Here is an 11,921-nt window from a genome sequence, read left to right as displayed (position 1 = left end):
ATGCCCCCATCCGTAACTTTCGACGTCGCCGCGTCGCAGGCCGCTAGCTGAAGCGGCCATCGACCGCGCGACGTCAAACCCTTTCGCACCTTCGCAACGGAGACACGAACCCATGCCACGTTTTGCCGCGAATCTCACGATGATGTACACAGAACACGCGTTCCTCGACCGCTTTGCCGCCGCCGCGAAGGACGGCTTCAAGGCCGTCGAGTTCCTGTTTCCGTACGACTATCCGGCCGAGGACATCCGGCAGCGCCTGACCGACAACGGTCTCACGCAGGCGCTGTTCAACGCGCCACCCGGCGACTGGGCGGCGGGCGAGCGCGGCATCGCCTCGCTGCCGGGCCGCGAGGCGGAGTTCCGGCAAAGCGTCGCGAAGGGGCTCGAATACGCGGCGGTGCTCGGTAACCAGAAACTGCACGTGATGGCCGGCCTCATCAAGCCAGAGGAACCGCGCGAACGGCATCGCGCGGTCTATCTGGCCAATCTGGCCCATGCGGCCGAGGAGGCGCGCAAGGCGGGCATCGGCATCGTGATCGAACCCATCAACACGCGCGACATTCCCGGCTTCTTCCTGAATCGTCAGGACGACGCGCAGGCCATCTGCGAGGAAATCGGCGCGCCGAACCTGCAAGTGCAGTTCGACATCTATCACTGCCAGATCGTCGAAGGCGACATCGCGATCAAGCTCAAGCGCGACATGCAGCGCGCCAACGCGGGCATCGGGCATATCCAGATCGCGGGCGTCCCGGAGCGTCACGAGCCGGACCTGGGCGAACTCAACTATCCGTATCTGTTCGAGCTGATCGACACGCTCGGCTACGCGGGCTTCATCGGCTGCGAATACAAGCCGAAGGCCGGCACGTCCGCTGGCCTCGGCTGGCTCAAGCCCTATCTGTGAGGAGACGACGCTCATGAAGATCCTGATCACAGGCGGCGCGGGCTTTCTGGGCCAGCGGCTCGCCAGGCGTCTGCTCGAACGCGGCACGCTCGACGGCCAGCCGGTCACCGAACTGGTCTTGCTCGATATCGCGCGGCCCGGCGACGAGCGCCTGCTGGACGACCCGCGCGTGCGTGCCGAAACCGGCGACATCTCGGACCCGGCGGTGCTGCGGCGCCATCTCGACCCGCAGACGGAAGCCGTGTTCCATCTCGCGGCCATCGTCAGCGGTCAGGCGGAGGCGGACTTCGACCTCGGCATGAAGATCAACCTCGACGCCTCGCGCGCGCTGCTGGAAGTGTGCCGCGCGGCGGGGCACCGGCCGCGCGTCGTGTTCACGAGTTCGGTGGCGGTCTACGGCGGCGCGTTGCCCGACATCGTTCAGGACGATACCGCGCTCAATCCGCAATCGTCATATGGAACTCAGAAGGCCATCGCCGAATTGCTGCTGTGCGACTACACGCGGCGTGGCTTCGTCGATGGCCGCGTGCTGCGGCTGCCGACCATCAGCGTGCGTCCGGGCAAGCCGAATGCGGCGGCTTCGTCCTTCGCGAGCGGCATTATTCGCGAGCCCCTGAACGGCGAACGCTCGGTGTGTCCCGTCAGCGGCGACACGCGCGTCTGGCTCCTTTCGCCGCAGCGCGCGGTGGAAGCGCTGATCGCGGGCTGCGAGATCGAGCGCGGCAGGCTCGGCGACCGGCCGGTGATCAATCTGCCGGGGCTTTCGGTCAGCGTGGACGAGATGATCGCGGCGCTGCGCGAGGTGGCGGGCGAGGATGCGGTAGCGCGCATCGACTTCCAGCGCGACGAGCGCATCGAGAAGATCGTGTACAGCTGGCCCGGCGCGTGGAACACCGCACGCGCCGAAGCGCTGGGGCTCGAAGGGGATGCCGCCTTCGCCGACGTGATCCGCGCCCATATCGCGGATTCCTGATCCCGCGCCGCGTCCTGCACGCGCTGCCCCGGCGTTCAGGGGCAGCGCGACAGCCGTCATGCTTTCGTTCGCATTTCCGGGCTACACTGTTCGCTTATATGTGACGAACGTCGGCCCGGCGCTGCATGCACCGCGTTGAATCACGAGCGTCCGCACGCTCGTTTCTCCGTCGCTTTCATGCTTCCTGCGCTTGTTTGCGGCTCCCTTGCGGCTGTATTCCGCCTGAGCCGCACCCGAGCCGCGCCGCCTCGTCGCCCGGTGATTACGCATCCTTCCCGCGCGGGAGTCTTCCATGTCGTTGCATCATCTCGTCGATCGATTCGGCCCGGCGATCGTGTTTCTCAACGTAATGGGCTCGGCACTCGGGCTGCCCGTTCCCGCGATGCCGACCATGATCATCGTCGGCGCGTCCATCGCGCTCATGGCGGTGAACGGCGGCGCGTTCTGGCCGCCACTCGCGGGCGTACTGTGCGTAGCCGTGGCGGGCGGCGTGATCGGCGATCTCGTCTGGTTCCAGGGCGGGCGCAAGTACGGCGACAAGACCCTCAAGACCATCTGCAAGCTGTCCCTCTCGCGCGATACCTGCGTGAAGAAGACCGAACGCTTCTTCGGCCGCTGGGGCGTCCGCGTCCTGCTGGTCGCGAAATTCATTCCGGGCCTCTCGCTGGTGTCGGTGCCGCTCGCCGGCGCCATGGGCGTCAAGCTGCGCAGCTTCATCGTGCATGACGGTGCGGGCGTCGCCTTGTGGGGCATGGTCGGACTGACGGTCGGCGTCGTCTTTGCCGCGCAGCTCGAAATGGTCTTCGCGCTGATCTCGCAGCTCGGCCGGCAGGCGGTGATGGTGGTCGCGGTGTTGCTGGCCGTCTATGTCGCCTATCGCTGGTGGCGCCGCCGCGCGCTCATGGCGACGCTCGAAAAGGCGCGCATCAGCGTCGACGAACTCTATGCGCTGATGAACGACCAGCCGCTGCCGGTGATCTTCGACATCCGCTCGCCCGAGAAACGCATGCTCGATCCCGCCGCGATTCCCGGCTCGCTGTTCGCCGACGAGCGCGATCTCGCGAGGATCATCGAGAACTACGACAAGTCGCGCAAGGTCGTCATCTACTGCTCGTGTCCCAACGAAGTCTCGGCGGCGTGGATGGCCAAGACGATGCGCAACGCCGGTTTCCGCGATGTCGTGCCGCTCACCGGCGGTCTCGATGCTTGGCGCCTCGCCGGTTTCGAAGTCGCGACGCTGACCGAATTCGGCGAGCTCGTCGCGACGACGCCTGAAGAAGTCGCGGAGATGGCCGCGATGTGCCCTTGGTCGGTGAAGTCGGCGGCATCGGCCGCGACACCATCAAGCGCTGCATCCCTTCATGAAGCTGGTTTGCCACACGGAGATCGCGCATGAGCACCACCCCGTTCGACCATTCGCGTCAGAGCATGCCGAACGTCGTCGCCTGGAGCGCGCGCGAAACGCCCGAGAACCCGAATGTCGTGCCGACGCCCGCCGCCGCGCCGCCCGTCAGCGACGACAACGCGCCGTACTCGCCGCTCGAAAGCCGCGCACACCAGATGTTCCCGCGTCTGACCGACGGCGAGATCGAGCGCATGAGCCGCTTCGGCGAGACGTCGCGGTGGCGTCAGGGCGACTGGATGTTCCGCATGGGCGAGACCGGGCGCGGCATGGTGATCGTGCTGAAGGGGCTTGTGCGGGTGACGCGGCGCAACGCGCTCGGCAAGGAGCATCTGGTGGTCGAGCACGGGCCGGGGCACTTCCTGGCTGAAGTGGCGCAGCTGTCGGGCAAGCCCTGTCTCGTCGACGGCATGGCGGCCGAAGATGTCGAGGGCATCGTGATTGCGCCGGAGCGGCTGCGGGCGCTGCTGGTCGCGGAGGCGGAGCTCGGCGAGCGCATCATGCGGGCGCTGATCCTGCGCCGCGTGGGCTTGATCGAGAAGGGCAGCGGTCCGGTGCTGCTGGGCCAGTCCGACGACGGGCGCCTCGTGTCCCTGCAAGGCTTCCTGCGCCGCAACGGCTATCCGCACACGGTGATCGACGCCTGCGCTGATCCTGATGCGATCGCCTTGCTGGAACGCATCTCGGCCTCCACGGCGGATTTTCCGCTTGTGATCTGTCCGGACGGCACCGTGCTGCGCGCGCCCAGCGAGAACCAGGTGGCGACGCAACTCGGCTGGCTGCCGGAATTCGATTCGGCGCATGTCTACGATGTCGCGATCGTCGGCGCGGGACCGGCCGGACTGGCGACGGCAGTCTATGCGGCGTCCGAGGGCTTGTCGGTCGCGGTATTCGATTGCCGCGCGCCGGGCGGCCAGGCGGGCGCCAGTTCGCGCATCGAGAACTACCTCGGCTTTCCCACTGGCATTTCCGGCCAGGCGCTTGCCGGGCGTGCCTTCGTGCAGGCGCAGAAGTTCGGCGCCCACATTGCGATCCCGACCAAGATCAAGTCGCTGCACTGCGATTGCGCGCCGATCCAGATCGAACTGGAGAACGGCACGCGCGTCACGTCGCAGACGGTGGTGATTGCGTCGGGCGCGGCGTATCGGCGGCCCGATATCGACGGGCTCGAACGCTACGAAGGGCATGGCACGTATTACTGGGCGTCGCCGGTCGAGGCGAAGCTGTGCAAGAACTCGGAGGTGGTGCTGGTCGGCGGCGGCAATTCGGCGGGACAGGCCGTCGTGTACCTGGCGACGCACGCGAAGCACGTGCACGTGCTGATTCGCGGCGCGGGGCTGGCGGCGAGCATGTCGCACTATCTGGTGGAGCGCATCCGCTCGCTGCCGAACGTGACGGTGCGTACGCATACGCAGATCACGTCGCTCGAGGGCGATGGCCGCGCGTTGAACGCGATCCACTGCAAGACGCCGGACGGCCCGCTCACGCTCGACTCACGGCATCTGTTCCTGTTCACCGGCGCGGATCCCAACACGGACTGGCTGCGCAACTGCAATGTGAACGTCGATGGCAAGGGTTTCGTGCTGACCGGACCGGAGGCGCATGAAGGCCGCACCGAGGGCGTGATGGCGCTGGAGACGAGCGTGCCGGGCGTGTTTGCCATCGGCGACGTGCGGTCCAGTTCCACCAAGCGCGTCGCGGCGGCGGTGGGAGAAGGGGCGGCGGTCGTCTCGCAAATCCACGGCTTGCTGGCGAAGCGCCAGGCGCTGGCCGTGCCGGTGTGACAGGCGCTTCTAGTTCGCCGACGGAAAGCGCAGCGTGAACTCGATCCACCCCTCGCCGGGGGATTCGACGGTGGCGCTGCCGCCGTGCAGCCGCATGATCGCCTGCACGATCGAGAGTCCCAGCCCGCTCGATTCCGTGAACTCGCTGCGCGCCGCATCCCCGCGATAGAACCGGTCGAACAGCTTGCCGAGTTCTTCCGGGCCGATATCGCCATCCACCTGATTGCGCACTTTCACCACCGCGCCTGCAGCGTCCGCGTGTCCATGCAGACGCACGACTGAACCTGCCGTCGCATAGCGCACGGCGTTCACGACCACATTGCCCACGGCCCGGCGGCACATGATTGCATTCGCAACCATTTCGCCGCTTGCGTCGATATCGAAGCGAATACGCCGCTCGTCCGCAATGCCTTCGAAGTAAGTGCAGATCGTGTCGAGCTCGTCGTGAATGTCGAGCCGCTCGCGCTCGATGCGTTGTTCCCCATGATCCGCCTGCGCCAGGAACAGAATGTTCTGCGCGATGCGCGCGAGCCGTTCGAGTTCTTCGAGATTCGATTCGAGCACGTTGCGATATTCGGCAACGTTGCGCTCGTGCGCGAGCGTGACCTGCGTCTCGCCGATCAACACGCCGATAGGCGTGCGCAGTTCGTGCGCGAGATCGGCGGAGAACTGCAGCAGGCGCTCATAGCCATGTTCGAGCCTATCGAGCATGGCATTGAACGACGCGGCGAGACTCTGCAACTCGGCCGGCGCATGCGCCACGTCGAGCCGCGCGGACAGCCGGTCCGGCGCGATCTCCGCGGCCTTGTCCGCCATCAGCTTGAGCGGCTTGAGACCGCGGCTCGTCACCCACCATGCGAGCAGCATGGTGACGAGCGCAGCGCCGATCACGTTGAGCCACACACGCTCCAGATAGACCGACAGCACGCGCGCTTCCTGCGTCATCACGTGCGCCGCGATGATCTCCACGACCTCGCCGTTATCGCCGATGCGCGCCTGTGCGCCGACCCAGCGCATGCGCACGCCGTCGGCGCGGGTTCCTTCGTAGAGATCGTCGAGGCCGATAGGCTGCGTCACGGGCACGACATGCAGCGGCGGCAAGGACATCTGTTCCGGATTGACGTTGATGAAGGGCGCCGATCCCGCGCGCCGGAACAGGATCACGTCCTGCCGGTCGCCCAGCATGGTTTCGAAGAGCCGTGGCCGCGCCTCGATTTCCTTGATCGTATAGAGATCGTGCAGCAGCGAGCGGAAATGCTCGACGCGCGCGATCAACTGGTAGTCCGCGCGCGTGGAGAGCGCCACGTTCGTGGCGTGATAGAGCGCTGCCGAAACCATGGCCAGCACGATGCACACGATCACGACGAACGACAGCGCGATGCGTACCGCGAGTGAGCGCGACTGCCGCTTCAAGGATTCTCCCCGAACGAATAACCGATGCTGCGCACCGTGTGAATCAGCTTGAGCTCGAACGGGTTGTCGAGCTTCGCACGCAGGCGCTTGATGGCGACATCGACCACATTGGTGTCGCTGTCGAAATTCATGTCCCACACTTCGGAGGCGATCAGCGTGCGCGAAAGCGCCTCGCCCTGATGCTTGCAGAACAGATGCAGCAGCGCGAATTCCTTGTTGGTCAGCGCGATGTCGGCGCCCTGGCGCGTCACCTTGCGGCGCAGGACATCCACGTGCAGGTCCGCGATCTGGAAGGTATCCGACTCGCGCATCACGCCCCGACGCAGCAGCGTGCGGATGCGCAGCACCAGTTCCGTGAAGGAGAACGGCTTGACGAGGTAGTCATCCGCGCCGAGTTCGAGTCCGTGGATGCGGTCCGTCACGTGATCGCGCGCGGTCAGAAAAATGACAGGCAAGTCACGTTTCGCGCGCAACGCGGCCATCACTTGCCAGCCGTCGATGCCGGGCAGCATCACGTCGAGCACGATCAGCTCGTACGGGTTCGCGAGCGCCTGATGCAGCCCGTCCGTGCCGTTGCGCACGAGCTCGACCTGATAACCGGACTCGATAAGCCCTTTTTTCAGGTAGTCGCCGGTCTTGCGGTCGTCTTCGATAACGAGGATGGTCATGCTCGCGCTGCGCGGGGTTCGAGTTCGGATGAATTGACGACATTCTAGCCAGAGCCCGTCCGTCGGCCGCCAAGAATGACAAAAAAGTCATTGAAGGGTCATCGATCATTCAGCGCGGCGTGGCTAACATGCCTGCACATTGTTTCGCTAATTGTTTCGCCATTCGCGAGGAAACCCGTGCAAGTACAACCGCTCTGGCTGCGCATCACGCACTGGCTCAACGCCTTCGCCGTCTTGATCATGGTGACGAGCGGCTGGCAGATCTACAACGCCTCGCCGATCTTCAAGTCGCTGACCTTCGCCCCGGCCATCACGCTGGGCGGCTGGCTCGGCGGTGCGCTGCAATGGCATTTCGCGGCAATGTGGCTGCTGGTCGCGAACTTCATCGTCTATCTGGCGATGAACCTCTTCACGGGCCGCCTGCGCCGCCGCATGTTCCCGCTGTCCATCAAGAGCATCTTCACCGATGCGCTGGCCGCCGTGCGCGGCAAGCTTGGTCACGACGACCTCACGCATTACAACGCCGTGCAGAAGTTCGCTTATCTCGCGGTCATCGTGGACATCGTGATCGTGATTCTGTCGGGGCTGGCGGTGTGGAAGTCCGTGCAGTTCCCGTTGTTGCGCGCGTTGATGGGCGGCTATGACAACGCCCGCGTCGTGCATTTCTTCGGCATGAGCTTCCTGGTGGCGTTCTTCGTGGTGCACGTCGCGATGGTCGCGCTCGTGCCGCGCTCGCTCGTGCTGATGATTCGAGGCCGCTGATCCATGTCGCTGAAACTGTTCAAATCGAGACCCGACGCCGACCTCATCATCAAGGATGCGGCGAAGGAACTGAAGGCGCCGGCGCGCCGTCTGTTCGGCAAGCGCATTCTTTCGCTCGGCGGACTGGCCATGCTCTCCGGCTGCAACATCACCGACGACAAGTCCGTCAATGCCATGCTGCGGCGCATCTCGTCCTTCAATGACGATGTGCAGGCGCTGCTGTTCGATCCGAACGCGCTCGCGCCCACGTATCCCGAGTCGATGATCACGCGGCCGTTTCCGTTCAACGCGTTCTATGACATCGACGAAGTGCCCGAAGTCGATCCGGCTGCGTACAAGCTCGAAATCGGCGGCAGGGTGAAGGGCAAGCGCGTCTGGACGCTCGACGAACTGCACGCGCTGCCGCAGGAAAGCCAGGTGACGCGGCATATCTGCATCGAGGGCTGGAGCGCGATCGGCAAGTGGGGCGGCGTGCGCTTCGCGAACGTCCTCGCCCGCGCCGGTGCGGATACCAGCGCGAAGTACGTGGCCTTCCATTGCGCCGACAACTATTCGACGAGCATCGACATGCCCACTGCGCTGCATGCGCAGACGCTGCTGACGCTGACCTATGACGGGCAGATCCTGCCGCCCAAGTATGGTTTTCCGATGAAGCTGCGCATGCCGACCAAGCTCGGCTACAAGAATCCGAAGCACATTGTCGCGATCACCGTGACCAACGATTACCCCGGCGGCTATTGGGAGAACCAGGGCTACAACTGGTTCGGCGGGTCCTGATCGCCGTGTTTCGCTCAACGCTTCCGCTTCGATTAACCCAAGGAGATTGCATGTCGATCCGCATGAAACTCGGCGTCAGCATCGTGACGCTTGCACTTGCTTCCACCGCCTTTGCCCAGGCGCCCGCCGCCAAACCCACGCGCATTCGCGGCGATATCGTGTCGCTGTCGGGCGATACGCTGACCGTGCATCGCAAGAGCGGCGACACCGTGAAGATCGCGGTGAAGTCGGACACGCCCGTCACCGCGCTGAAGAACATCAAGCTGCAGGACATCAAGCCGGGTTCGTTCGTCGGCACGGCGGCGATGACCGGCACGGACGGCAAGCTCACCGCCACCGAAGTGCTGGTGTTCCCGGAAGCAGCGCGCGGCACCGGCGAAGGTCACTATGACTGGGATCTCGGCCCGAAGAGCTCGATGACCAACGCGAACGTCGACCAGGTGGTGCAGGGCACGAGCGGCCGCGACCTGAAGCTCTCGTACAAGGGCGGTTCGAACTCGGTGACGGTGCCGGAGAACGTGCCGGTCGTGACCTTCTCGCCTGCAACGCATGACGACCTCAAGCCGGGCAAGAAGGTGTTCGTCGTGGCGAGCCCGGCGGGCTCGGACTTCGCGGCGCAGCGTATCGTGGTCGAGAAGGATGGTGTCGTGCCGCCGATGTAATCGGCGTGTGCTTCGAATGCGGCATGAATGCCCGCTGGAGCGATCCGGCGGGCATTTTTTTCAACGGCTCATTCCAGCGATGCACGCAGATGACGGACGCTCGTCACCGTGTCGTCGAACTGCGACGTGCCGAGCTTGCGCTTGATGCGGCGCGTCACTTCGGCGCTTGCCGTGCCAATGCGTTTCATCACGGCATGCGCGGCATCGGTGGGATGGATCGCGGATTCGCGGCCGTCGCTTTCAGTGGACCAGCGCTCGACGAGTCCGAACTGCTGTAGTCCGTCGAGCGTGCGCGTGGCCGTCGGGCGCGAGATAGCAAGGGCATCGGCGAGATTGCTCTGCAACAGACCGGGATGATCGACGACGGCGCGCAGCATGAAAGCCTGCGACGGCGTGAGTCCGAAGGGCTTGAATGCTTTTGCCTATTCGCGTTCGAGCGAGCGGGCCAGCGCGGTCGTGTTGAAATAAAGGCATTGGTCGAACATACGGTTCACCGTGAAGTCATGTGATTCGCTCTGCAACTATCAGTGGGGCGGGGTTCATCGGCAGATTTTACGCGTTCGCGATAAGATGGCCGCCTGCGTTTTTCGATCCTGGGCAACTTTGCGTTGCGCCGCTCCACACTCAAGGAGACATGCATGAGCAACACTCGTTCCGACCTTCCTGCTTATCCGAATGTCCAGCTGTATATCGACGGCGCGTGGCGCAACGGCTCGCGCGACACGGCTGTGATCAATCCGGCAAGCGAAGCCGAGATTGGCCGCCTGGCGCTGGCCGGAGAGTCAGAACTGGCGCTCGCGGCGGACGCAGCCGCGCGCGGCTTCAAGGAATGGCGCAAGGTGTCGCCCTACGAGCGCAGCAAGATCATGCGCCGCGCCGCGCAGATCATTCGTGAACGCGCGGCCGACATCGCCGCGATCATGACGATGGAGCAAGGCAAGCCCCTGGGCGAAGCGCGCATCGAGACGCTTTCGGCTGCCGACATCATCGAATGGTTCGCCGAGGAAGGACGCCGTACGTATGGCCGCGTGATCCCGTCGCGCGCGGATGCGGTGCGTCAGATCGTCACGCGCGAGCCGGTCGGTCCGGTGGCCGCATTCACGCCGTGGAACTTCCCGATCAATCAGGCGGTGCGCAAGGTATCGGCGGCGCTCGCGGCAGGCTGCTCGGTCGTGCTGAAAGGCCCGGAGGAAACCCCCGCGAGCTGCGCAGCGCTGGTTCAGGCGTATGCCGATGCAGGCGTGCCCGCCGGTGTCGTCAACCTCGTGTTCGGCGTGCCCGCCGATGTCTCGAAGTACCTGATCGCGCATCCGGTCATCCGCAAGATCTCGTTCACCGGCTCCACGCCGGTGGGCAAGCTGCTCGCCTCCATGGCGGGCGAGCACATGAAGCGCGTGACGATGGAACTGGGCGGTCACGCGCCGGCCGTCGTGTTCAAGGACGCCGACATTCCGCGTGCCGCAAAGATGCTGGCGGGCGCGAAATTCCGCAATGCGGGGCAGGTGTGCATCTCGCCGACGCGCTTTCTCGTCGAAGAAGCCGTGTATGAAGAGTTCGTGCATCACTTCGTCGCCACGGCCAGCGCCGTGAAGGTCGGCAACGGTCTGGAAGACGGCGTGCAGATGGGGCCGCTCGCCAATGGTCGCCGCCTGGAAGCCATGGAACGTCTGGTTGCCGATGCGCGCGAACACGGCGCCAAGGTGCTGACGGGCGGCGAGCGCGTCGGCCGTGAAGGTTACTTCTTCGCGCCGACCGTGCTCACCGACGTACCGATGAGCGCGCGCATCATGACCGAAGAGCCGTTCGGCCCGATCGCGCCGATCGCTTCGTTCAGTTCGTATGACGAGGTGATCGCCGAGGCGAACCGCCTGCCTTATGGTCTTGCGGCCTATGGCTACACGAGCTCGGCGGCCACGTCCGCTGCGTTCGCCGACGATATCGAAAGCGGCATGGTGTCGATCAACCATCATGGCCTCGGCATGCCCGAGACGCCGTTCGGCGGCGTGAAGGATTCCGGCTACGGTTCGGAAGGCGGCAGCGAAGCGATGGAAGCGTATCTCGTCACGAAGTTCGTCACGGAACATCGTTAAATCGTTGAATTGCAGCGCATGTGCTGCATGGAAGCGGCCTCGTCGAGGCCGCTTTTTTTTATCGCTCGCGGGTTGTAAGCAGCAACGCAAGGTCCATGCAATACGGGTCAGTTTCAAGAGTGTAACCACGTAACGCGCGGAAAAATGTGCGTAGCCGAATTGCCAGCTTCACTCTCTAGGATGGGTTCGGGACGCGCGTGATCTGCCCGTCCTGTTCCTGGAGAATCGCATGCTGAGCCCTCACGAACTATCCACGCTGCTGCTGATCCAGCGCTCGCCTCATTTGGTCGAAGCAGCCGGCTTCCATACGGTCCGTCTGCGTCAGGAGGCGTTGATCGAGATGACGCGTCTGCCGAGCGGTCACGCGCTGCCTTCGCTGACACCGAAAGGCCGGGACATGCTGCTGCGGCTCGGCGCACTGCGCGGTCAGGCGGCTGACGATCACGACGAGAACGGCTAGCGCGAGCGGTCCCGAAGCGGCGAGGGTAT

At 64.6% G+C, this 11,921-nt stretch carries 11 protein-coding genes and 1 pseudogene; 9 read left to right on the top strand and 3 right to left on the bottom strand.

Features of this window, described 5'->3' with window-relative positions; translation table 11 throughout:
- Positions 1 to 112 precede the first annotated feature (112 nt).
- From otnI to QCE83_RS27480, 4 genes are all read left to right on the top strand, one after another.
- On the top strand, positions 113 to 901 hold the full coding sequence (otnI, locus tag QCE83_RS27495) for a 2-oxo-tetronate isomerase (protein ID WP_309818817.1): 789 nt from the start codon (positions 113 to 115) through the stop codon (positions 899 to 901).
- Between the two features lie 13 nt (positions 902 to 914).
- Positions 915 to 1,874 (top strand): D-erythronate dehydrogenase, encoded by a 960-nt coding sequence (denD, locus tag QCE83_RS27490; protein WP_309818815.1) that lies wholly within the window; start codon positions 915 to 917, stop codon positions 1,872 to 1,874.
- Between the two features lie 292 nt (positions 1,875 to 2,166).
- Positions 2,167 to 3,270, top strand: coding sequence for a DedA family protein/thiosulfate sulfurtransferase GlpE (locus QCE83_RS27485; RefSeq protein ID WP_309818813.1), 1,104 nt, complete (start codon positions 2,167 to 2,169; stop codon positions 3,268 to 3,270).
- A complete protein-coding gene (locus tag QCE83_RS27480; protein ID WP_309818811.1) occupies positions 3,267 to 5,060 on the top strand; it encodes an FAD-dependent oxidoreductase in 1,794 nt (597 codons plus the stop codon). The genes QCE83_RS27485 and QCE83_RS27480 overlap by 4 nt, the downstream gene beginning before the upstream one ends.
- A 9-nt stretch (positions 5,061 to 5,069) precedes the next feature.
- On the opposite strand, the gene QCE83_RS27475 is transcribed toward QCE83_RS27480, so the two are convergent.
- Positions 5,070 to 6,473, bottom strand: a complete 1,404-nt coding sequence (locus QCE83_RS27475; RefSeq protein WP_309818809.1) for a heavy metal sensor histidine kinase — start codon at positions 6,471 to 6,473, stop codon at positions 5,070 to 5,072.
- A complete protein-coding gene (locus QCE83_RS27470) occupies positions 6,470 to 7,141 on the bottom strand; it encodes a heavy metal response regulator transcription factor (RefSeq protein ID WP_309818807.1) in 672 nt (223 codons plus the stop codon). The genes QCE83_RS27475 and QCE83_RS27470 overlap by 4 nt, the downstream gene beginning before the upstream one ends.
- A gap of 177 nt (positions 7,142 to 7,318) precedes the next feature.
- Between QCE83_RS27470 and QCE83_RS27465 the strand changes: the two genes are divergently transcribed.
- From QCE83_RS27465 to QCE83_RS27455, 3 genes are read left to right on the top strand one after another with little or no spacing between them, the layout of a single operon-like run.
- Positions 7,319 to 7,903: a cytochrome b/b6 domain-containing protein gene (locus tag QCE83_RS27465; protein ID WP_309818806.1), complete on the top strand. Its 585-nt coding sequence runs from the start codon at positions 7,319 to 7,321 to the stop codon at positions 7,901 to 7,903.
- Positions 7,904 to 7,906: 3 nt separating this feature from the next.
- A complete protein-coding gene (locus QCE83_RS27460; protein WP_309818804.1) occupies positions 7,907 to 8,680 on the top strand; it encodes a molybdopterin-dependent oxidoreductase in 774 nt (257 codons plus the stop codon).
- 50 nt (positions 8,681 to 8,730) lie between these two features.
- Positions 8,731 to 9,342: a hypothetical protein gene (locus QCE83_RS27455; RefSeq protein WP_309818802.1), complete on the top strand. Its 612-nt coding sequence runs from the start codon at positions 8,731 to 8,733 to the stop codon at positions 9,340 to 9,342.
- A 68-nt stretch (positions 9,343 to 9,410) separates the two neighbouring features.
- Here QCE83_RS27455 and QCE83_RS27450 read toward each other — a convergent pair.
- Positions 9,411 to 9,827: pseudogene (locus QCE83_RS27450) on the bottom strand (MarR family winged helix-turn-helix transcriptional regulator).
- Between the two features lie 153 nt (positions 9,828 to 9,980).
- On the opposite strand from QCE83_RS27450, the gene QCE83_RS27445 reads away from it, so the two are divergent.
- Together QCE83_RS27445 and QCE83_RS27440 are read left to right on the top strand one after the other, a co-directional pair.
- Complete coding sequence (locus QCE83_RS27445; protein ID WP_309818801.1) at positions 9,981 to 11,432, top strand: NAD-dependent succinate-semialdehyde dehydrogenase; 1,452 nt, start codon at positions 9,981 to 9,983, stop codon at positions 11,430 to 11,432.
- A 229-nt stretch (positions 11,433 to 11,661) separates the two neighbouring features.
- Entirely contained in the window at positions 11,662 to 11,892 is a 231-nt protein-coding gene (locus QCE83_RS27440) for a hypothetical protein (RefSeq protein WP_309818799.1), read from the top strand.
- The last annotated feature ends 29 nt before the right edge of the window (positions 11,893 to 11,921 follow it).

The organism is Caballeronia sp. LZ034LL (assembly GCF_031451215.1).
GTDB lineage: Bacteria > Pseudomonadota > Gammaproteobacteria > Burkholderiales > Burkholderiaceae > Caballeronia.
The sequence above is the reverse complement of the archived record's forward strand: the minus strand, read 5'-3'. Positions and strand labels throughout refer to the sequence as shown.